Source organism: Streptomyces sp. NPDC005004 (assembly GCF_053600675.1).
The window spans coordinates 1-19,132 of the sequence record NZ_JBSGAH010000004.1; the positions used below are offsets into that span (position 1 = coordinate 1).

21 protein-coding genes are annotated in these 19,132 nt (G+C 73.0%); 5 read left to right on the forward strand and 16 right to left on the reverse strand.

Translation table 11 applies throughout. The features are described from left to right. The first annotated feature begins 125 nt into the window (after positions 1 to 125). Positions 126 to 620, forward strand: coding sequence for a phosphatase domain-containing protein (locus ACWEEU_RS06165; protein WP_451729081.1), 495 nt, complete (start codon positions 126 to 128; stop codon positions 618 to 620). A gap of 41 nt (positions 621 to 661) precedes the next feature. On the opposite strand, the gene ACWEEU_RS06170 is transcribed toward ACWEEU_RS06165, so the two are convergent. The 5 genes from ACWEEU_RS06170 to egtA all read right to left on the reverse strand — a co-directional run bounded on the left by ACWEEU_RS06170 (position 662) and on the right by egtA (position 5,412). Further along, on the reverse strand, positions 662 to 877 hold the full coding sequence (locus ACWEEU_RS06170) for a dodecin (protein ID WP_385740975.1): 216 nt from the start codon (positions 875 to 877) through the stop codon (positions 662 to 664). A 149-nt stretch (positions 878 to 1,026) separates the two neighbouring features. Continuing rightward, positions 1,027 to 1,986 carry an L-histidine N(alpha)-methyltransferase gene (gene egtD, locus ACWEEU_RS06175; protein ID WP_385740978.1) on the reverse strand — a complete coding sequence of 320 codons (960 nt, stop codon included), beginning with the start codon at positions 1,984 to 1,986 and terminating at the stop codon, positions 1,027 to 1,029. Then, positions 1,983 to 2,771, reverse strand: coding sequence for an ergothioneine biosynthesis protein EgtC (egtC, locus tag ACWEEU_RS06180; RefSeq protein ID WP_451729086.1), 789 nt, complete (start codon positions 2,769 to 2,771; stop codon positions 1,983 to 1,985). The genes egtD and egtC overlap by 4 nt, the downstream gene beginning before the upstream one ends. Continuing rightward, positions 2,771 to 4,102, reverse strand: coding sequence for an ergothioneine biosynthesis protein EgtB (gene egtB, locus ACWEEU_RS06185; RefSeq protein WP_385740984.1), 1,332 nt, complete (start codon positions 4,100 to 4,102; stop codon positions 2,771 to 2,773). Before egtB ends, egtC begins: the two co-directional genes overlap by 1 nt. Then, positions 4,099 to 5,412 (reverse strand): ergothioneine biosynthesis glutamate--cysteine ligase EgtA, encoded by a 1,314-nt coding sequence (gene egtA, locus ACWEEU_RS06190; protein ID WP_451729090.1) that lies wholly within the window; start codon positions 5,410 to 5,412, stop codon positions 4,099 to 4,101. The genes egtB and egtA overlap by 4 nt, the downstream gene beginning before the upstream one ends. 290 nt (positions 5,413 to 5,702) lie before the next feature. On the opposite strand from egtA, the gene ACWEEU_RS06195 reads away from it, so the two are divergent. Beyond that, entirely contained in the window at positions 5,703 to 6,569 is an 867-nt protein-coding gene (locus ACWEEU_RS06195; RefSeq protein WP_451729093.1) for a TIGR02452 family protein, read from the forward strand. On the opposite strand, the gene ACWEEU_RS06200 is transcribed toward ACWEEU_RS06195, so the two are convergent. The 5 genes from ACWEEU_RS06200 to ACWEEU_RS06220 all read right to left on the reverse strand — a co-directional run bounded on the left by ACWEEU_RS06200 (position 6,554) and on the right by ACWEEU_RS06220 (position 10,733). Beyond that, positions 6,554 to 7,000 (reverse strand): type II toxin-antitoxin system PemK/MazF family toxin, encoded by a 447-nt coding sequence (locus ACWEEU_RS06200; protein ID WP_385740993.1) that lies wholly within the window; start codon positions 6,998 to 7,000, stop codon positions 6,554 to 6,556. The two genes, ACWEEU_RS06195 and ACWEEU_RS06200, sit on opposite strands and share 16 nt — an antisense overlap. A gap of 83 nt (positions 7,001 to 7,083) precedes the next feature. Next, on the reverse strand, positions 7,084 to 8,565 hold the full coding sequence (locus ACWEEU_RS06205) for a flotillin family protein (RefSeq protein WP_451729097.1): 1,482 nt from the start codon (positions 8,563 to 8,565) through the stop codon (positions 7,084 to 7,086). A 140-nt stretch (positions 8,566 to 8,705) separates the two neighbouring features. Beyond that, the gene (locus ACWEEU_RS06210) at positions 8,706 to 8,924 is read right to left on the reverse strand and encodes a hypothetical protein (RefSeq protein WP_018548531.1); all 219 of its coding nucleotides are present in this window, start codon (positions 8,922 to 8,924) and stop codon (positions 8,706 to 8,708) included. A 41-nt stretch (positions 8,925 to 8,965) separates the two neighbouring features. Further along, a complete protein-coding gene (locus ACWEEU_RS06215; RefSeq protein ID WP_385741000.1) occupies positions 8,966 to 9,937 on the reverse strand; it encodes an alpha/beta hydrolase in 972 nt (323 codons plus the stop codon). Between the two features lie 232 nt (positions 9,938 to 10,169). Continuing rightward, a complete protein-coding gene (locus ACWEEU_RS06220; protein WP_385741002.1) occupies positions 10,170 to 10,733 on the reverse strand; it encodes an NAD(P)H-dependent oxidoreductase in 564 nt (187 codons plus the stop codon). A 105-nt stretch (positions 10,734 to 10,838) separates the two neighbouring features. On the opposite strand from ACWEEU_RS06220, the gene ACWEEU_RS06225 reads away from it, so the two are divergent. Then, positions 10,839 to 11,525: a TetR/AcrR family transcriptional regulator gene (locus ACWEEU_RS06225; RefSeq protein ID WP_385741005.1), complete on the forward strand. Its 687-nt coding sequence runs from the start codon at positions 10,839 to 10,841 to the stop codon at positions 11,523 to 11,525. 89 nt (positions 11,526 to 11,614) lie between these two features. On the opposite strand, the gene ACWEEU_RS06230 is transcribed toward ACWEEU_RS06225, so the two are convergent. Together ACWEEU_RS06230 and ACWEEU_RS06235 are read right to left on the reverse strand one after the other, a co-directional pair. Beyond that, on the reverse strand, positions 11,615 to 12,766 hold the full coding sequence (locus ACWEEU_RS06230) for an FAD-dependent oxidoreductase (protein WP_385741008.1): 1,152 nt from the start codon (positions 12,764 to 12,766) through the stop codon (positions 11,615 to 11,617). Positions 12,767 to 12,783: 17 nt separating this feature from the next. Beyond that, entirely contained in the window at positions 12,784 to 13,461 is a 678-nt protein-coding gene (locus tag ACWEEU_RS06235; protein ID WP_451729103.1) for a TetR/AcrR family transcriptional regulator, read from the reverse strand. Positions 13,462 to 13,635: 174 nt separating this feature from the next. Between ACWEEU_RS06235 and ACWEEU_RS06240 the strand changes: the two genes are divergently transcribed. Next, positions 13,636 to 14,631 carry a LacI family DNA-binding transcriptional regulator gene (locus ACWEEU_RS06240; RefSeq protein ID WP_451729106.1) on the forward strand — a complete coding sequence of 332 codons (996 nt, stop codon included), beginning with the start codon at positions 13,636 to 13,638 and terminating at the stop codon, positions 14,629 to 14,631. Between the two features lie 55 nt (positions 14,632 to 14,686). Here the strand turns inward: ACWEEU_RS06240 and trxA are convergent, their stop codons facing one another. Continuing rightward, a complete protein-coding gene (trxA, locus tag ACWEEU_RS06245) occupies positions 14,687 to 15,067 on the reverse strand; it encodes a thioredoxin (RefSeq protein WP_385741017.1) in 381 nt (126 codons plus the stop codon). Between the two features lie 193 nt (positions 15,068 to 15,260). Here trxA and ACWEEU_RS06250 point away from each other — a divergent pair, with 193 nt between their 5' ends. Next, positions 15,261 to 16,691: a dihydrolipoyl dehydrogenase family protein gene (locus tag ACWEEU_RS06250; RefSeq protein ID WP_385741020.1), complete on the forward strand. Its 1,431-nt coding sequence runs from the start codon at positions 15,261 to 15,263 to the stop codon at positions 16,689 to 16,691. Positions 16,692 to 16,700: 9 nt separating this feature from the next. On the opposite strand, the gene ACWEEU_RS06255 is transcribed toward ACWEEU_RS06250, so the two are convergent. From ACWEEU_RS06255 to ACWEEU_RS06265, 3 genes are all read right to left on the reverse strand, one after another. Beyond that, the gene (locus ACWEEU_RS06255; protein ID WP_385741023.1) at positions 16,701 to 17,345 is read right to left on the reverse strand and encodes a peptide deformylase; all 645 of its coding nucleotides are present in this window, start codon (positions 17,343 to 17,345) and stop codon (positions 16,701 to 16,703) included. Positions 17,346 to 17,456: 111 nt separating this feature from the next. Beyond that, on the reverse strand, positions 17,457 to 17,804 hold the full coding sequence (locus tag ACWEEU_RS06260; RefSeq protein WP_385741026.1) for a tetratricopeptide repeat protein: 348 nt from the start codon (positions 17,802 to 17,804) through the stop codon (positions 17,457 to 17,459). A gap of 80 nt (positions 17,805 to 17,884) precedes the next feature. Next, complete coding sequence (locus tag ACWEEU_RS06265; RefSeq protein WP_385741029.1) at positions 17,885 to 18,904, reverse strand: CDP-alcohol phosphatidyltransferase family protein; 1,020 nt, start codon at positions 18,902 to 18,904, stop codon at positions 17,885 to 17,887. Between the last annotated feature and the right edge of the window lie 228 nt (positions 18,905 to 19,132).

Consider the following 19,132-nt stretch of genomic DNA (forward strand, 5'->3'; position numbering starts at 1 on the left):
CGCGGTCCGCTCACCGACGTCATCGCCGCCGACCCCGAGGGCGAACTCGGCGCCTCGCGGCGAGAGTGCGTGCATGGCGTCGCGCGGCAGACGAGAATCGTCAGACAGGCCCTAGGGTTGACGGCGTGGCAGAGACCAGCAACAAGCGGCCCGTGGCCGTCTTCGATCTCGACAACACCCTCGCCGCGACGGCGCACCGCCAGCACTTCCTGGAGCGGCGCCCACGCGACTGGGACGGCTTCTTCGCCGCCGCTCCCGCCGACCCCCCGCTCGCCGAGGGCGTCGCGCTCGTGCACCGGTCGGCCCGCGACTGCGAGATCGTCTACCTGACCGGCCGGCCCGAGCGCTGCCGGGCCGACACGGCCGACTGGCTCGCCACGCACGGACTGCCCGAGGGCGCCGTGCACATGCGCCGCGACGGCGACCGCCGGCCCGCCCGGGTCGCCAAGCTGGAGATCCTGCGCCGTCTCGCCCGGAAGGGGACCGTACGCGTCCTCGTGGACGACGACGAACTCGTCTGCGACGACGCCGAGCGCGCCGGATTCACCGTCCTGCGGGCCCGCTGGGCCGAGCACTCGGCCGCCCTGGAGGCGGCACAGGAGCGCGAGGGACGTACCTGAGGGACGTGGCCCGATGCCGGCGGGACGGGCAGGGCGTCGGCTCAGCTCGTCTCCTCCAGGCGGAAGCCGACCTTCATGCACACCTGGTAGTCCTCGATCCGCCCGTTCTCCAGCCGGCCGCGTACCTGGGTGACCTCGAACCAGTCCAGGTTGCGCAGCGTCTGGTCGGCGCGGGCGACGCCGTTGCGGATGGCCTGGTCGACGCTCTCGTGGGAGGTGCCGACGATCTCGGTGACCCGGTAGGTGTGGTTCGACATGCGGGGGTGCTCCTCTCCGCCGTGAGGCCGTGGGGGCGTGCCTCACGTCCGGCGCGACCGGTCCGTCACGCCGTTTCCACCGTGCCGTATCCGTGCCCGGCGCGCGAGGCGTCGCCCGCCGGGCACGGGAGGGCGAGGGACCGGGCCCGTCAGCGGGCCACGCTGAGTGACAGTGCGAAGCGGTCCTTGGCGTCCGTCCACCAGTGGGTCAGCTCCAGCCCCGCGGCGGCCAGCTCCGCGGTGACGCCCTCGGGGCGGAACTTGGCCGACACCTCGGTGCGCAGGTCCTCACCGGCCGCGAAGTCCACGACCATGTTGACCCCGGGCAGCTTGACAGTCTGCGCGGTGCGCGAGCGCAGCCGCATCTCGATCCACTCGTGCTGCGCGTCCCACACGGCCACGTGGTCGAAGGCGTCGAGGTCGAAGTCGGCGCCCAGTTCACGGTCGAGCACGGCCAGCACGTTCTTGTTGAACGCAGCCGTGATCCCGGCGACGTCGTCGTAGGCGAGCCGCAGCACACGCTCGTCCTTGACCAGGTCGGTGCCGAGCAGCAGCGCGTCGCCGGGCGCGAGCAGCGCGCGCACGGCGGCCAGGAACTCGGCGCGTTCCTCGGGCAGCAGATTGCCGATGGTTCCGCCGAGGAAGGCGACCAGGCGCGGCCCGGGGGTGTCCGGCAGCTCCAGCGGGGCGGTGAAGTCCGCGATCAGCGCGTGGACCGCGAGATCCGGGCGCTCCGCGGTGAGCGCCTGCCCGGCCCCGAGGAGCGCGGACTCGCTCACGTCGACCGGCACGTACGCCTCCAGGGAGGTGAGCGCGTCGATCAGGTGCCGGGTCTTCTCCGAGGAGCCGGAGCCGAGTTCGACCAGGGTCCGCGCGGAACTCGCGGCAGCGATCTCCTCCGAGCGGTCGCGCAGGATCTCCCGCTCGGCCCGCGTCGGGTAGTACTCCGGCAAGTCGGTGATCAGCTCGAAGAGTTCGCTGCCGCGCGTGTCGTAGAACCACTTCGGCGGCAGCGACTTGGGGGTCCGGGTCAGGCCGTCCACGACGTCGGCGCGCAGCGCGGCGCCGGTGGCGTCCTCGGGGAGGGTGCGGGTGACGTGCAGGCTCACGTACAGGGCTCCTTCGGTGGAGTGGGGGAGGACATGGGGTTCCCGACCGGAGCGAGCTGCACTCCGGTGGCCCGGCTCGCGGTGAGCACGGTGCGGTCGGGGACCTCCCGCCAGTGGGGGTCGTCGTCGTACGGTTCGGAGGCGACGGTCACCGCGTCACCGGGACCGGTGCGGTACCAGAGGCTGTCGCCCCACGCGGTGGCCGCGATCGTGGAGCCGTCGGTCAGCAGCAGGTTCAGCCGGGAGGCGGGGGCGGCCTCCGCGACCTGGCGAACCGTTGCGCCGAGGGCGGCTCCCGGTTCGGCGCCGCCGCGCAACCGGTGCAGCACCAGCGCCCAGACGAACGCCGAGTCGGTGCGCGCCTCCATCGCCAGCAGGTCCACCGGAGGCAGCGTCGGCACCAGCGGGGCGGCCGAGTCCGGCCAGCCGGCCACCGCGCCGTTGTGGCTGAAAAGCCACCGCCCGGCCGCGAACGGCGCCGCCGCGGCCTCGCCGTCCGCGCCCGCCAGCGTCGCGTCCCGCACGGCCGCCAGCACCGCCCCCGCGCGGATCACCCGCGCGAGGTCGGCGAAGGACGGGTCGGCCCAGATGGGCCCGGCCCGGCGATAGCGGGCCGGCACCGGATCGTCCGCCGGGTACCAGCCCACCCCGAAACCGTCGGCGTTCACCGTCCCGTTGCGCTGCCGCCGCGGAGCCCACGCCTGCCGGTACAGGCCGTGCGCGGGCTCCACCAGCAGCGCGTCGAGCGGCAACTCGGTCCCTAGATAAGCGAGATGACGGCACATCAGGCCGACTCCGAGCGGGCGGTGCGGAACCCGGAGAAGATCTGCCGGCGGATCGGGTAGTCCCAGTTGCGGAACGTGCCCCGGCAGGCCACCTGCCCCACCGCGAACGAGCCGCCGCGCAGCACCTTGTACTCCGGGCCGAAGAACACCTCCGAGTACTCCTTGTACGGGAACACCGTGAAGCCCGGGTACGGCAGGAAGTCGCTCGACGTCCACTCCCACACGTCACCTATCAACTGCCTTACGCCGTAAGGTGATTCACCGGCCGGATAGCTTCCGGCGGGTGCGGGCCGCAGATGGCGCTGGCCCAGGTTGGCGTGCCCGGCCGTCGGGTCGGCGTCGCCCCAGGGGAAGCGCCGGGAGCGGTCGGTGGCCGGGTCGTGCCGGGCCGCCTTCTCCCACTCGGCCTCGGTGGGCAGCCGCCGCCCGGCCCAGCGGGCGTACGCGTCCGCCTCGTACCAGGACACGTGCAGCACCGGCTCGTCCGGCGGCACCGGCTCGGTGACGCCGAAGCGGCGCCTGAGCCACTGCCCGGCGTCCCGGTGCCAGTACAGCGGGGCTTCGATCGAGTGCTGCCGGATGTGCGCCCAGCCCTGCGGGCTCCACCAGCGCTCGGTGTCGTAGCCGCCGTCCTCGACGAACGCCCGGTACGCCCCGTTGGTCACCGGAGTGGTGTCGATCCAGAAGGGGTCCACCTCGCGGGTGTGCGCCGGGCGTTCGTTGTCCAGCGCCCAGGGCTCGGTGGAGGTGCCCATGGTGAACGGGCCGCCGGGGACGAGGACTTCGGCCGGACCCCCGAAGGGCGGCACCGGGTCCGGGTCGGGGGCGGTCAGCGACGGGGGCCCCGTGCGGAGCTGATGGGTGATCAGCATGGTTTCGTCGTGCTGCTGTTCGTGCTGCGCGATCATGCCGAAGGCGAAGCCCGACTCGGTCAGCCGGTCGCCCTCGAAGTCCGCGCCCTCCAGCAGGTCGAGGACCCGGCCGCGTACTTCGGCCGCGTACGCGCGCGCCTCCTCGGGTGCCAGCAGCGGCAGCGAGGGACGCTCCGAGCGCGGATGCTCGAAGGCGTCGTACAGGCCGTCGATCTCCGGCCGCATCGCCTCCCGGCCGCCGACCGCCCGCAGCAGCCACAGCTCCTCCTGGTTGCCGATGTGGGCGAGGTCCCACACCAGCGGGGACATCAGCGGCGAGACCTGGGCGGTCAGGTCGGGGTCCTCGACACAGGTGGTCAGCAGCGTGGTGCGGGCGCGGGCGGTGACCAGCGAGGCGAGCGCGCGGGCGCGCAGCGTCTCCGGCCCCGCCTCGGACGTACCGGCTTCCTGGGCGGTCATGAGCGCGTGTCCTTCCTCCCGTGGGCCGGACGGTCCGGTCCGCCCGAGCCGTCCAGCAGGTCGTCGGCCGGGCAGCGGCCCCGGGCGACGTAGCGGTCCAGATACCCGGCGACGGCGGCCACGACCTCCGGCTCGGCGCCGAGCCGGGGCAGGGCCCGCAGCGCCGCCGTGAAGCAGGCGACGGCCGCCTCGCGCAGCCCCGGATCGGCGAGGCCGAGCCGGGCCGCGTCCGCCCACAGCGGGTTGTGCGGCGCGGGCAGGTCGAGGGCGCGTTCGGTCAGCGGCTTCACCGCCCGGTGCGCCGCCTCGGCGGCCTCCGGGTCGTCGAAGAGCGCCGCCGTCACCGCGAGCGGCACGATCCAGCCGTCGTCCCCCGGCTGCGCGTCGATCATGCGCAGCTCCAGATGACCGCGTGGCCTGACCGGCGGGAACAGGGTGGTCAGGTGGTAGTCGAGGTCCGCCCGGGTGGGCGGACGCGGGGCCCGCGAGCGGGTCCACTCGCGGAAGGTCAGGTTCTCGGGCACCTCCCAGGGGCCGTCGTCCCGGCGGACGCACATGACGGGGGAGTCCAGCACGTGCCGGGCCCAGTCGGCGCGCGGTTCCCCGTCGGTCGAGGGGGCACCGGCGCGGCCGGGTCCGATGCCCGCCCAGTACGACTGGCGCACGGACCGGTGGCCGCTCGGACGCCCGTCCACCAACGGGGAGTTGGCGAACGCGGCGACCAGGACCGGTCCGAGCCGGTGCGCCAGCCACCAGCGCTGCTCGTGGCCCAGCGGCCCCGGCTCCTCGTACCCGGCGTCCACGCAGACCTGCACGGACGCCGAGGCACGCATCATGTGCCGCCCGGCGGGGCCGGTGCGGTCCAGACATGCCTCCATGGCGTCGTAGCGCGCCTCGCGCAGAAAGCGGGAGGGGGTGTGCCAGGGGTGATGGCCCAGGCCGACCAGGGCGAGACCGTCGTCGGCGAGGACCGCGCGGACGGTGTCGAGATCGGCGGACACGGTGCCGACGCACTCCATGAGCGAGCCGGCGGGCGGTGAACTCAGCTCCAGCTGGCCACCGGGCTCGACGGTGAGCGCCGAGCGCAGGGGGACGGGACGAAGGGTGGCGTAGAGGGATTCGAGGCGTTCGGACGGGACCGGGTGGCGGGGACGGCTCGGGTCCATGACCAGCCACTCCACCTCCACCCCGAGGGTGCGGGGCGGACCGGTCTTGAAGCAGATGCCCTTGATCAGGGCGTCGACCTCGGCTTCGGTGATCGCGGTGCGGTGATCCGTACAGTCACCGCAGTCGCTCAGCGAGTCAGACATGTCGGGATTCTCCTGTTGGGATTCCACCATGCCGCCTGCCCGGCCTCCGGTGTGCCGGACGGGCCTCGTCCCACCCAAGACCCTCGAACCGAATCGCACAAGGGTGCCCTGCGGGACGTTCGGGATCGGTCATCTCCGCTTCCTCGCGCGTTTCCTCCCGTCCGGTTCTCGGGCCGCGGTGCCCCGGAAACTCCGTTGCACCGCGGGAACAGCATCGCTCAGGATGACCGTATGAGCACGACGGGGGAGGCCGCGCGGGCGGCGGTCACGGCGCGTACGGGGGTGGCGCCGTGAGCGCCCGCCTGCGCGGTGTGGCGACGGAGACCGAGCGGATCGTCACCGAGGGGGAGTACACGCTGCCGGACGGCCGGACGGTGCCGCTCGCGGACCTGATCGAGACGGCCCGCGCCGGTACGCGGCTGTATGGCCCCCAGCCGGTCGAGGTGCCGTCACGGGCGGCGCGGAGCGACACGTTCTTCGAGGTCACGGGCGAGAGCAGCCTGGAGGCGGCCCGGCGGCTGACCGGTGCGGGAGCGTCGGTGGCCGTCCTCAACTTCGCCTCCGCCCGCAATCCCGGCGGCGGCTATCTCAACGGCGCCCAGGCGCAGGAGGAGGCACTGTGCCGCGCCTCCGCGCTGTACACCTGTCTGCTCCGGGCGCGGGAGTACTACGAGCACCACCGGGCGGACCGTGACCCCTTCTACTCCGACCGGGTGATCCACAGCCCGGCGGTGCCGGTCTTCCGCGACGACCGGGGGCGCCTGCTGGCCGAGCCGTACGCGGCCGGTTTCCTCACCTCGCCCGCCCCGAACGCGGGCGTGATCCGGCGCCGGGCCCCCGAGCGGACCGGCGAGATCCCGGCCGCCCTCGCGGTGCGGGCCGAACGGGTCCTGGAGACCGCCGCCGCCCACGGCTACCGGCACCTGGTGCTCGGCGCATGGGGCTGCGGGGTCTTCCAGAACGACCCGGAGCAGGTGGCCCGCGCCTTCCGCTCCCTGCTCGTGACCGGCGGCCGGTTCGCCGGGACCTTCGACCACGTGGTGTTCGGCGTCCTGGACCGCACCGCCGGGGCCACGGTACGGAGCGCCTTCGCGCGGGTCTTCGCCGCCGAGACGCGCCCCGGACCGTCACCCGCGGTGGCTCAGGTCCAGCCGTAGCGCTCGTACAGCCGCCGGCGGACCAGGTTGAACCGCATCCGGTCCAGAGCGCACGCCTCGCGGCGCATCCCGTCCTCGTGCAGCCGCAGCACCCGGTCGACGGCCACCCAGGAGTCGCGGTCCGTGCGGTCCCAGGGGCCCTGGCCTATCGCCACCCAGTCGCGGTGGTTGTCGTGCCGCTTGCTGGAGAGCTGTACGGCGAGGAAGGTGCCGGCCGCCTCCCGCGCGACGACCAGCACGGGGCGGTCCTTGCCCCGGCCGTCGTTCTCCTCGAACGGCACCCAGGTCCAGACGATCTCACCGGGATCGGGGTCGCCGTCGTGGGCGGGGGAGTACTCGGTGCGCACCTGGCCGATCTCGCGCGGGTCGGCCTCGGTGGTGGCGTGGGGGCCGTGACGGCCGGGAACGTTGTCATCGATGAACGTGCTCACGCCACGCACCCTAGCCGAACTGCAACAACGCGAAAGGCGGCGGCCGTTCACGCCCATGGAGGGCTACGGCCGCCGCCTGTCGGTCAGTTGTCCCCCTTGTCCGTCTCCACCGGAATCCGTGTCGCGCTCACCCCGTTGACCGAGGGTGAACCGGCTCCCGGCTCCTGGTTCTTGTGGTCCATCGCGGAGAGGAGTTGACGGGCGAGACCCAGGCCCGTGCCGCCCATGGTGAGCGCCTTGGCGAACAACTCACCCATGCCGTCGGCGCCGTTGAGCAGCACCATGTTGTCGACGTTGCCGAACGCGTCCGCGCCCGCCCGCACGATCTCCGGCCACTTCTCGGCCAGTTGCTGGGCGACGACCGCCTCCTGGTTCTCCGCCAGGGCCGCGGCCCGCGCCTTGATGGCCTCCGCCTCGGCGAGACCCTTGGCCCGGGCGGCCTCGGCCTCCGCGAGACCCTTCGCCTGCGCCGCGGCGGCCTCGGCCTCACCGGTCGCGCGGGTGGCCGACGCGGTGGCGGCACCCCGGCTCTTGGTGGCCTCGGCCTCGGCTCCGGCGGCGGTCTTGACCCGGGTCGCCTCGGCGGCGGCGGCCAGCTCCGTCTCCTTCGCCTTGGCCTGGGCGGCCGAGATCCGCGCGTCGCGCTCGGCCTCGGCCAGCGTCCGCTTCTCGTACGCCTTGGCGTCCGCGGGCTTGCGGACGTCCGCCTGGAGCTGCTGCTCGCGGCGGTTGGCCTCCAGCTCCGCGACCCGGGTCTCCTGGACCACGACCTCCTGGCGCGCGGCCGCGTCCGCGAGCGGCCCGGCCTGCCGGGCCTTCGCAGCCGCCTTGTCCCGCTCGGCCTGGTAGCCGGCCTGCAGGATCTCGCTGTCCCGGGTGGCCTCGGCCATCCGGGCGTACGACTGCTGCTCGGCCTCGGTGGCCAGCCGGTTGGCCTCCGCCTGTGCGATGCGCGCGTCCCGCTGCACGGCGGCGGCGTGCGGCATCGCCAGGTTCTGGATGTACCCGGTCGGGTCCTCGATCTCGTGGATCTGGAGCGAGTCCACGATCAGACCCAGCTTCTCCATCTCCGTCCCGCAGGCGGCCCGCGTCTGACCGGTCAGCTTCTCCCGGTCACGGATCATGTCCTCGACCGTCAACCCGCCCACGATGGAGCGGAGATGACCGGCGAAGACGTTGTGCACCCGCTCCGACATCAGCTTCTGCTGATCCAGGAAACGCCGGGCCGCGTTGGCGACCGACACGTAGTCGTCGCCCACCTTGAAGATGACCACGCCCCGCACCTTCAGCGGGATGCCCTGCTGGGTCACGCAGTCCACGTGCAACTCGGTCTCGTTCAGATCCAGCGAGAGCTTGCGCACCGCCTGGACACCGGGCAGCACGAGCGTGCCGCGCCCCGTGACGATGCGGAAGCCCATGCCCTCCCCGACACCCTCGGTGCGGTGCCTGGACCCCGAGATGATGAGGGCCTCGTTGGGTTCCGCGACCCGCCACATCATCTTGAACAGACCGATGAGTACGAGGACGGCGGCAACCGCCACCCCCGCAACGACGCCGACGATCATCGGCAAACGCCCCCTTGACTTGGTGCCCTCGACGGCACCGGACGAAGGGAGTGTGCACCTGCGCGGGTGCGGGGAGAAGACCCCGGCCAAGCCTTGTCGCAATCTTGACGAACAAGGCTCTCACCTGGGACGGGGCGCGCTCAACCGTCGTACGCGGGCGTGACGTAGACCGTGCGTGGCGGCAAATGTTCCACCACCATGACGACCGTGCCGGGCTCGATCCGGACGCCGTTGTCGGCCGCGTACGCGAGGAAGTGCTCGGCGCCGCCGCGCACCCGGACGATCACCTCGCCCACCAGCCCCGGGCCCACCGTCCCGGTCACCCGCCCCATCAGCCCGACCATCGACGCATCGCCCATGCGCACAGGGTAAGCGCGGAGAGCCTGGCTCCGGCCCGGGCCTACCGGCCCAACAGGCGCCGCAGCCAGTCGAATCGGGCCGCGCGGGCCGCGCAGGACAGCGCGGTGCGCGGCGCGAGACCGTCGAAGCCGTGGAAACCGCCCGGCCAGACGTGCAGTTCGGCCACGCCCCCGCAGCTCCAGATGCGCGAGGCGTAGGTCACGACCTCGTCCCGGAAGGTCTCCGCCGAGCCCACGTCGAGGAAGGCCGGGGGCAGTCCGGTGAGGTCGCTCGCGCGGGCCGGGGCGGCGTACGGGGGGACGTCCGGGCCGCCCCGGCGCTCGCCGAGCAGCGCCGACCAGCCGGTCTCGTTGGCGGAGCGGTCCCACACGTCGACCCCGGCCATCTGGTGGCTGGAGCCCGTGTCGTTGCGGTCGTCCAGCATCGGGTACATCAGCAACTGACCGAGGACCCGCGGGCCTTGGAGATCGCGCAGCAGCAGCGCGAGCGCCGCCGTGAGACCGCCGCCCGCGCTGGCGCCCGCGAGGACGATCCGGTCCGGGTCGCCGCCGAGGGCCTGGGCGTGCCGCGCGGTCCACAGGAACCCGGCGTACACGTCCTCCACCGGTGCCGGGTAGGGGTGTTCGGGCGCGAGCCGGTACTCCACGGAGACCACCACCGCGCCGCCGAGATCGCGGGCCCAGTGCAGCGGGGCGTCCACCCCGGCCCGGTTGTTGCCCAGGATCATGCCGCCGCCGTGGACGTGGTAGATCACCGGCAGCCGGGTGCCGGGAGCGGCGTCGGCGGGGCGGCAGATCAGCAGGGAGACGTCCGGCGCCCCCTCCGGCCCCGGCACCGCGCGGTCCTCCGCCGTGAAGACGCCGCCCAGCGTGACGTCCATGAGTTCGGGAGGCAGCGCGTCGACCGTCTCCCGCGCGGCGGCGATCCCGTCCGGGGTCAGGGGCGGGGCGTCCTTGAACGGTTCGAGCGCGGGGGCGAGTTCCGGGTCGAACGGGGGCGGCTCCGGACGCATGGCATCTCCTCAGGCTCGCGCGACGGGATGTGGCTCCGTCTGCCCATGGTCCGCCGTTTCGCGCCTGCCGGACGAGCCGGGGGCGGCACGGACCTCTGAGGCGGCCCGGGGTGCGGCTCGGGTACGGCGCCGGAACAGCGCGTACGGTCCCGGGACAGCGTGGACGGCTTCGAGTGGCACGAAAGGGGGCCGGAGCCTGCACGGCTCCGGCCCCCTGCGGGACTGCTGTGGCTCAGGCGGCCAGGATCTCGCCCGCGCTGCCGTGCAGGCGCGTGACGACCTCGGTGAGCTGCGCGGCGACCTCGGCGTCGTCGACCGGGTGGGTCTCGGCGAAGCGGGTCACGGAGCCGGGGATCGAGAGCTTGATGTCCTCGATGACCTTGCCGCCGGCGATGCCCACGGCCTTGCGGGCGTCGTCCTGGGCCCACACGCCGCCGTACTGGCCGAAGGCGGTGCCGATGACGGCGACGGGCTTGCCGGTGAAGGCGCCGGCGCCGTACGGGCGGGACAGCCAGTCGATGGCGTTCTTCAGGACGGCGGGGATGGTGCCGTTGTACTCGGGGGCGAAGAGCAGGAACGCGTCGGCGTTCTGGGCGGCCTCGCGCAGCTTGGCGGCGGCGGCCGGCACCTGGCCCTCGACGTCCAGGTCCTCGTTGTAGAACGGGACGTCGGCGAGGCCCTCGAAGATCTCGACCTCGGCGCCCTCGGGGGCGAGCTTGGCGGCCGCCTCGGCGAGCTGGCGGTTGTGCGAACCGGCGCGGAGGCTGCCGACGAGCGCGAGGATGCGTACGGACATGGGAGTACTCCAAGGGGGTGGCTGAAACACGCTTGAAACGATCCGGACCGGGGTCCGTTTAAGTTTCTACCACCATAACCGGACCGGGGTCCAGTTTTGTTCCCCATGCTTTACGCTGTCTTCATGTCCAGCGCTCTGCCGCCTTGTCCCCAGCCCGAGGAGCCCGTCGACGCACCCCAGTTGCTGGAGGTGGGCCCCGCCCCGGCCGGCGACGAGCCGTGCCTGCGCGCCGACGCGGCCCGCAACCGGGCACGCCTGCTGGAGGCGGCCTCCCGGCTGATCGCGGAGCACGGAGCGGCCGGAGTGACCATGGAGGCCGTGGCGGCGGCGGCCCAGGTCGGCAAGGGCACCGTGTTCCGCCGCTTCGGCGACCGCACCGGACTGCTGACCGCGCTGCTCGACCACTCCGCGCGCACGCTCCAGGAGGACTTCCTCGCCGGACCGCCCCCGCTCGGCCCGGGCGCTCCGCCCCTGGAGCGGCTGCGCGCCTTCGGCGTGGCGGTCCTCTACCGCTCGGCCGAGCAGCTCGACCTGCAACTGGCGGCCCAGCCGGACCCCGGCCGCCGCTACAAGCACCCCTCGGCGCAGGCGCTGCGCGCCCACGTCACGATGCTGCTGCGCAGGCTCGTCCCCGACGCCGACTGCGAACTGCTCGCCCAGCCGCTCCTCGCCTACCTCGACCCCGCCCTCATCCACCATCTGACCCGCCAGTGCGGGATGCCGATGGAACGGCTGGAGAAGGGCTGGCTGGACCTGGTGGACCGGCTGACGGGTGCCTCCGGCGGACTCTGAGCGGTCCCGAACGACGCCGGCGCCGACGCCGCCGACGGCGCACCCGGGCCACCGTGCCCCCCGGTCACGGAGACCCGGCGGAGACCCGCCTACTCCTCCGCCCCCGTGAACATCGCCGTCAGCACCTGAGCGGAGTCCTCGCGGAACAGGAGCCGTCCCTGCTGTGCGGAGTCGGCCGCGGAGGCTTCCGCCCGCCGGAACATCTCCGTCTCGTAGGCGGCGAGCGCGGCTTCCGTGTCGCCGGGGTGGGCGGCGAGCGCGAGGCCCAGTTCGGCGCCGTCCAGGAGGGCGAGGTTGGCGCCCTCGCCGGCGAACGGCGACATCAGATGGGCGGCGTCGCCGAGCAGGGTGATCCCGGGGACGCGTTCCCAGCGCAGGCCGACGGGCAGCGCGTGGATGCGGCGCGGCACCAGCGCGCCCTCCGCGTCCGCGACCAGCGCCTTGAGGGTGTCGTCCCAGCCGTCGAACTCCTTCAGCACCGCTGCCTTGGCGGCCTCGGTGTCCGTGAAGTCGATGCCGTCGAGCCAGTCCTCGGGCGCCTCGACCGCCGCGTAGACGTGCAGACCGCCGTCCGTCTCGCGGTGCGCGAGGAACGCGCGCCCCGCGCCCAGCGCGAACAGCATCCCGCCGCCGACCACCCCGGCGCTCACCGGGTGCCGTTCGTCCGCCGAGGGCAGGTCCGCCTCGACGAAGGACATCCCGGTGTAGGCGGGCGCCGCGTCCGAGACCAGCGGGCGTATCCGGGACCAGGCGCCGTCCGCGCCGACCAGCAGGTCGGTGGTGAACGCGCCGCCGTCAGCGAGCGTGACCTCGTGCCGCCCGTCGCCGAGCGGCCGCGCGCCGGTCACCTTCGCGCCCCAGCGGACCGTGTCCCGGGGCAGCGAGCCGAGCAGCAGGTCGCGCAGGTCGCCCCGGTCGATCTCGGGGCGGCCGCCCTCGCCGTCGTCCGGTGCGTCGTGGTGCACACGGGCGAGCCGGTCCAGGACGCGGGTCGCCTCGCCGCCCCGGTGGACGCGGGCGAGGAACGCGTCGTGCAGACCGGCCGCGCGCAGTGCCTTCTGGCCGGAGTCGTCGTGGATGTCGAGCATCCCGCCCTGTGTGCGGGCCTCGGGCGAGGCGTCGAGGTCGAACAGGGCGGCCTCGACGCCGCGGGTGTGCAGCACCCGGGCGAGCGTGAGCCCGCCGAGCCCGGCGCCGACGACGGCGATCGGGTGGTGGGGTACGGGAGCGGATGCGGTCATGGCGGCCTCCTGGGGGCTCACTCGGGTACGGCGGTGCGCTCGATGCCGTTGATCAGGGTCTGGAAGGCCCACGACAGGCGGTGCTCGGGCGTGCCGGAGAGCAGGACGTGGGCGGCCGCCGCGATGTGCGGCCGGGTGGGGTCGTCGGCCGCCCGGCGCAGGACGCCGATCAGCTCCTCCCACTCCGCGGGGTCGTCGCCCCCGGCGTGTTCGGCGGCGGTCGCGACGGCGTGCTGGAGCAGCAGATCGACACCCCAGGCGGCCTGTGCGCGCGGCACCCCGCCCTCGTCGAGCAGGGCGAGCAGGGTCTCGATCAGATTCAGGTAGTGCGGGCCGCGCGGCCGGGCGGTGATCGCCGCGCGGGCCAGCTCCGGGTGGGCGAGGAGCATCCCGGTGCAGGCGACGAGCACATGCTCGAGACGCTCCCGCCAGGTGCCCTCGGCCGGTGCCGGGGGGACGGTGCCGAGCAGTTCGTCCAGGACGGCGGCGTGCAGCTCGTCGGTGTTGCGCACGTAGACGTACAGCGAGGCGGGGCCCGTGTCCAGCTCCCGCGCCAGCCGCCGCATGGTCACCTTGCGCAGCCCTTCGGCACGCATCACGGCCACGGCGGTCGCGACGATGACCTCACGGCTGAGCGCGGGCTTCGCGGGGCGCTCACGGCGGGAACGGGGGTAGTCCTGGGGAGAAGCGGGCATGGACCGCAGCGTAACGAACATGTTCGTCACGAACAAGTTCGTAGCGAACGTGTTCGTGGAACGGCGAAGGAATTCGCGTACATCCCGTCCTGGCGCCTCGCTTCTCGTCCGGTTCTGTACGACCTCGCCCCGCCCGGAGCGGCTCCCGGCGGCTCTGCCAGGATGCGTTGCGTCATGGTGCAGATACCGAACACGCCCACGAGCGCCGACGTCGCCCGCCTGGCCGGGGTCTCCCGCGCGACCGTGTCCTACGTCCTCAACGACACCGGCGCCGTCCGTATCAGCGAGCCGACGCGCCGCCGGGTGCACGAGGCCGCCCGCGAACTCGGCTACGTCCCGCACGCGGCCGCCCGCACGCTGCGCGCCGGGCACAGCCGCATGGTCGTGATGCCCGCCCCCGCCGTCCCGGTCGGCCCGCTCCACAGCCGCCACCTCGGCGAACTCCAGTCCGCCCTCGGCCGCCTCGACTACACCGTCGTCCAGTACGGCGCCCTCGGCCGCCACGGCGACGAAGCCGCCCGCGCCTGGGCCGAGTTACGCCCCGTCGCCGTCCTGATCCCCGGCCCCGGACCCGGCCCGCAGGGCGTCGCGCTCCTCAAGCGCGCCGGTGCCCGCGCCGTGGTGACCCTCGGCCCCGGCCGCGTCCAGGGAGCGCACACCCTGCTCATGGACCACGCGGTGGTCGGCCGGCGTGCGGGCGCGCATCTGTACGAGCGAGGAAGGCGGCGTGTCGGGGTGGTCGTCCCGGAGGAGCGCGGCCTGGACGCGTTCTCCCACCCGCGCCTGGCGGGCGTACGCGAGGCGCTGCGCGGCACGGACGCCACCGTCACCGAACTCCCGCTGGCCTACACCGAGGCGGCCGCGGCCCGGGTCGCGGCCGGATGGCCCGGGCTGGACGCGGTGTTCGCCTACGACGACGAGTACGCGATGCTCCTGATGCGGGCGCTTCAGGACGCGGGACTGCGCGTCCCCGGCGACGTGGCCGTCGTCGGCGCGGGGGACCTCATGCTCGGCCGGCTGCTGCGCCCCCGGCTCAGCACCGTCCGCCTGGACGTGCCCTCGGGGCGCGAGCTGGCCGCGTTCGTGGACGGCGTCGTACGCGACCCCGGGCGGGAACCCGGGGTCCGCGCGGTCCTGGACGCCTCACTCATCCACCGCGACTCGAGCTGACCCGCACCAGGCGGGGCCGGCCGACTCCCTTCGCGGTGACCGGTGCTGACAGGGCCTACTGCTGGTCCTGCCCCTCCTGCTCGGCGATGTTCTTGCGCACCTCGTCCATGTCCAGCTTGCGGGCCTGGTCGATGACGTCGGTGAGGGCCGGCTCGGGCAGCGCGCCCGGCTGGGCGTAGATCGCCACCTGGTCCCGGACGATCATCAGCGTCGGGATCGACTGGATGCCGAACGCCTGCGCCAGCTCCGGCTGGGCCTCGGTGTCCACCTTGGCGAACACCAGGTCGGGGTTCTCCTGCGCGGCCTTGTCGTAGACGGGCGCGAACTGCTTGCAGGGGCCGCACCAGTCCGCCCAGAAGTCGATGAGGACGAACTCGTTGTCCTGCACCGTCTGGTCGAAGTTCTCCTTGGTCAGCTCCACGGTGTTGCCGCTCATGGCATCGTCCCTCTTCCTGGTGTGGGGGTGCTGCCCTCGGCACAAACACGCCCTCCGGTCCGGCTATTCCGGCGCACATCTCACCCGTACCCCCAGAAACCGCACCCGTACCGGCCCGATCCCCGCCCGCACGCCTCCGACTCGCGCGCCTACCGTGTGGCCCCCGCGCCCGCCACCCACCACACTGGGGCCCATGACGGAAACGGAAGCCATCGCGTACGACGTCGTGGTGCTCGGGGCCGGACCCGTGGGGGAGAACGTTGCCGACCGGACCCGCGTGGCCGGTCTGTCCACCGCCGTGGTGGAGAGCGAACTCGTCGGCGGCGAATGCTCGTACTGGGCCTGTATGCCGAGCAAGGCGCTGCTCAGGCCGGTCATCGCCCAGGCCGACGCCCGACGCCTGCCCGGTCTGGCCGAGTCGGTGAGAGGGCCACTGGACGCGCCCGCCGTGCTCGCCCGCCGGGACGGATTCGCCTCGCACTGGAAGGACGACGGCCAGGTGAGCTGGCTGGAGGGCGCCGGGGTCGACCTCTACCGGGGCCAGGGCCGCCTCGCCGGGCCACGCAAGGTCACCGTGACCGCCGCGGACGGTACGGTCACCACGCTCACCGCCCGCCACGCGGTCGTCGTGGCCACCGGCACCCGCGCCAAGCTCCCGGGACTGCCCGGGCTGGACGAGGTCCGGCCGTGGACCAGCCGCGAGGCCACCAGCGCCCAGCAGGCGCCCGGCCGGCTGATCGTCGTCGGCGGGGGAGTCGTCGCCACCGAGATGGCCACCGCCTGGCAGGCCCTCGGCTCCCGGGTCACGCTGCTGGTCCGGGGCGAGGGACTCCTCGGACGCATGGAGCCCTTCGCCGGGGAACTGGTCGCCAAGGCCCTCACCGAGGCGGGCGTCGACCTTCGCACCGGCACGTCCGTCGCGTCCGTCACGCGGGAGAACGGCAAGGTCGTGGCCGTCACCGACGGCGGCGAGCGCATCGAGGCCGACGAGATCCTCTTCGCCACCGGCCGCGCCCCGCAGACCGACGACATCGGGCTCGACACCGTGGACCTGGAACCCGGCACCTGGCTGGAGGTGGACGACACCCTGCGCCTGCCGGACTCCGAGTGGCTGTACGCGGCCGGCGACGTCAACGCGCGTGCCCTCCTCACCCACCAGGGGAAGTACCAGGCCCGGATCGCGGGCGCCGCCATCGCGGCCCGCGCGGCGGGCGTCCCGCTCCAGGACGAGCCCTGGGGCGCGCACGCGGCCACCGCCGACCACTACGCCGTGCCCCAGGTCGTCTTCACCGACCCCGAGGTCGCCTCCGTCGGCCTCTCCCTCGCCGAGGCGGAGGAGGCGGGTCACCGCGTCCGCGCGGTCGACGTCGACTTCGGCTCCGTCGCGGGCGCCTCGCTCTTCGGCGACGACTACACCGGCCGTGCCCGCATGGTGGTCGACCTGGAGGAGGACATCCTGCGGGGCGTCACCTTCGTCGGCCCCGGCGCGGGCGAGCTGGTGCACTCCGGGACGATGGCCGTCGCCGGCCGTATCCCGGTCGGCCGGCTCTGGCACGTCGTCCCGGCGTTCCCGACGCTCGGCGAGGTGTGGCTGCGGCTGCTGGAGGCGTACCGCGACAACTGACCTCGCCGGTCAGGGGAGTTCGAAGCCGAGCACCTTCGCCGCGGTCCCGGGCGACGGCTCGGCCCACAGGACCGCTGCCGCCTCGTTGGTGGACAGTGAGCGCAGCTCGGCGCGGTCCAGATAGAGGGTGCCGTTCAGGTGGTCCGTCTCGTGCTGCACGATCCGGGCGGGCCATCCGGACAGCTCCTCGTCCAGCGCCCGGCCCTGCTCGTCCTGCCCGCGCAGCCGTACCCGCGCGTGCCGGGCCACGACCGCCTGATAGCCGGGCACGCTGAGGCAGCCCTCGTAGAACGCGGCGAGGTCGAAACCGGCGGCCTCGTACGACGGATTGACCAGCACCCGGAACGGCAGCGGCGTCCGGCCCCGGGCCGCCGCGACCTCCTCGGGCACCGTCGCCGGGTCCTCGGCCACCGCGATCCGCAGGGGGACGCCCACCTGGGGCGCGGCGAGGCCGACGCCGGGAGCGGCGTGCATGGTGACGCGCAGCGCGGCGACGAAGCGCTCCAGGAGGGCGGGGCCGAGCTGTCCCTCGTACGGCTCGGCGGGGCGGCGCAGGACCGGGTGACCGGCCGTGACGATGGGCAACGGGCCGTCGGCGGCGAGGAGTTCCTCGACCCGCTCGGCCAACGGCGGGTGATCGCTGGGGAGTGACATCGGGTCAGGATGCCACGGCGGCGCACACGTCGGCCCGGCGTGGGCGACAACACCCCCGCCGGGCCTGGAAAAACGTGCTGTTCCGCTGTCACGCGGGGCTTCGCCCGCGGCTCACTCCTGCGGGAACTCGCCCGCCAGCGCGGACGCGATCCGCAGGTGGGGCTCCGCCTCCGCGTTCCGCGACTGGCGCTCGAGCGTGCGGCCCAGCATCAGACGGGCGTAGTGCTCCACCGGGTCGCGCTCCACGATGGTCCGCAGCTCCGCCTCCGCTCGGCCGAGCTGCGCGGAGTGGTAGTAGGCGCGGGCCAGCAGCAGCCGGGGCGCGGTCTGCTCCGGCACCTCCTCGACCAGGCCGGTGAGGACCTGCGCGGCGCGCGCGTAGTCCTTGGCGTCGAAGAACATTCCCGCCCGCTCCCAGCGCTCGGCGAGGGTGCCGTGGTCGTAGTACGTGGTGTCCACTGGTGACCTCCTTCGCCGGGTAGAACCCACCGGGGTTGTTGAATATTCCACTACATTGGCCGTGGGGCCGGGTGCCTCGTTCAGGAGGCGGTGGTCAGCTCCTCGCGCTGGAAGGAGTCGATGGTGCGGGTGAAGTCGCGCGTCGACAGCAGCAGCTTGTAGACGATGGCCAGCTCGAAGATCATCAGCAGCGCGCCCGCGGCGATGGTCACCTCGGCGGTCGCGTCGAGGAGCGGGCCGACGATGAAGACGCCCATCTGGAACTCGATACCGCTGATCACGTGGGTGCGGATGCGGTGACGCAGCAGGAAGGAGCGGACCCGCAGGTAGACGGGGAAGCGGTGACGGAACTCCTGGTGCAGGTCGATGACCGGCCGGGGAGCCTTCGGCGCGGCGGTCTCGCCGTCGGCTCCCTCGATGCCCTCCGCGTTCGCGAGGACCTCGTCCGCGCCGGAGACCTCACCGGCGGCCGCGGCCTTGCCGAGGTCCTGCTCGATGTCCGCCTCGGGGTTCTCGCGGAGCAGGTCCTCCATGAACGCCACGCGCGCGGCGTTCTCCGCGCGGCGCGCCGCCTTCAGGCGCGTCTTGATCTGCTTGCGCATGGTGTAGCGGGTCTTGAAGATCTCCAGCGAGTTGATGTACCGGAGACCGTCGAGAAAGACCACGACGACGGCGAGCCAGATGTAGAGGATCTCGCCCGTGCGCTGATACTGGCCTGCCATCAGCGCGACCGCGCAGGCCATTACCCGTATGCGGTCGAATATGTAGTCCAGCCACGCGCCGAAGACGGAACCCTGACCCGTGAGGCGGGCCACCTTTCCGTCCATGCAGTCGAGGATGAAACTCAGGTGATAGACGAGCGCTCCCGCGATGAGCCAGTGCCACGAGCCCTGGGCGAAACAGGCCGCCGCCCCGAGGCCGAGCAGGAGCGCGCCCCAGGTGATCTGGTTCGGCGTGATCCTGGTACGCATCGCGGTGAACCGCACCAGAGGCGTCGCGACCGGGTCGACGAGCAGCACCGTCCACCAGGCGTCGCGCTTCTTCTGGGTGATGCGTCGCACCTCGGCGAGGGGCGGAATGTCACGGTGCGGGGATCGCATGGTGAAGCTTCCTTAGGTTCGTATGAAGATCACCTCAAGCTAAGAGTCCGTTCATCCAAGGAACAAGTTCCGATGCGTGCAACCTTGTGAGGACGGTAAGAGTCGTACTCATCGCGCTTGTCTGTGGATTTCTTCTACGACGCTGCCGTTATCCAAGCGTTATTGAATGGAATGCAACCGTCGCGGGGCGCACAAAACATTTTCCGGGTCCCGTACAACCCTGACGCT

What these genes read in the sequence shown, in the direction of transcription:
- egtB (WP_385740984.1), bottom strand. Translation starts at nt 4,102, where the DNA reads ATGACCGCCCAGGAAGCCGGTACGTCCGAGGCGGGGCCGGAGACGCTG.
- ACWEEU_RS06205 (WP_451729097.1), bottom strand. Translation starts at nt 8,565, where the DNA reads ATGATCGTCGGCGTCGTTGCGGGGGTGGCGGTTGCCGCCGTCCTCGTA.
- ACWEEU_RS06265 (WP_385741029.1), bottom strand. Translation starts at nt 18,904, where the DNA reads ATGCGATCCCCGCACCGTGACATTCCGCCCCTCGCCGAGGTGCGACGC.
- ACWEEU_RS06225 (WP_385741005.1), top strand. Translation starts at nt 10,839, where the DNA reads ATGCTTTACGCTGTCTTCATGTCCAGCGCTCTGCCGCCTTGTCCCCAG.
- ACWEEU_RS06235 (WP_451729103.1), bottom strand. Translation starts at nt 13,461, where the DNA reads ATGCCCGCTTCTCCCCAGGACTACCCCCGTTCCCGCCGTGAGCGCCCC.
- ACWEEU_RS06250 (WP_385741020.1), top strand. Translation starts at nt 15,261, where the DNA reads ATGACGGAAACGGAAGCCATCGCGTACGACGTCGTGGTGCTCGGGGCC.
- ACWEEU_RS06215 (WP_385741000.1), bottom strand. Translation starts at nt 9,937, where the DNA reads ATGCGTCCGGAGCCGCCCCCGTTCGACCCGGAACTCGCCCCCGCGCTC.
- ACWEEU_RS06220 (WP_385741002.1), bottom strand. Translation starts at nt 10,733, where the DNA reads ATGTCCGTACGCATCCTCGCGCTCGTCGGCAGCCTCCGCGCCGGTTCG.
- ACWEEU_RS06255 (WP_385741023.1), bottom strand. Translation starts at nt 17,345, where the DNA reads ATGTCACTCCCCAGCGATCACCCGCCGTTGGCCGAGCGGGTCGAGGAA.
- egtA (WP_451729090.1), bottom strand. Translation starts at nt 5,412, where the DNA reads ATGTCTGACTCGCTGAGCGACTGCGGTGACTGTACGGATCACCGCACC.
- ACWEEU_RS06230 (WP_385741008.1), bottom strand. Translation starts at nt 12,766, where the DNA reads ATGACCGCATCCGCTCCCGTACCCCACCACCCGATCGCCGTCGTCGGC.
- ACWEEU_RS06210 (WP_018548531.1), bottom strand. Translation starts at nt 8,924, where the DNA reads ATGGGCGATGCGTCGATGGTCGGGCTGATGGGGCGGGTGACCGGGACG.
- egtC (WP_451729086.1), bottom strand. Translation starts at nt 2,771, where the DNA reads ATGTGCCGTCATCTCGCTTATCTAGGGACCGAGTTGCCGCTCGACGCG.
- ACWEEU_RS06240 (WP_451729106.1), top strand. Translation starts at nt 13,636, where the DNA reads ATGGTGCAGATACCGAACACGCCCACGAGCGCCGACGTCGCCCGCCTG.
- ACWEEU_RS06170 (WP_385740975.1), bottom strand. Translation starts at nt 877, where the DNA reads ATGTCGAACCACACCTACCGGGTCACCGAGATCGTCGGCACCTCCCAC.
- trxA (WP_385741017.1), bottom strand. Translation starts at nt 15,067, where the DNA reads ATGAGCGGCAACACCGTGGAGCTGACCAAGGAGAACTTCGACCAGACG.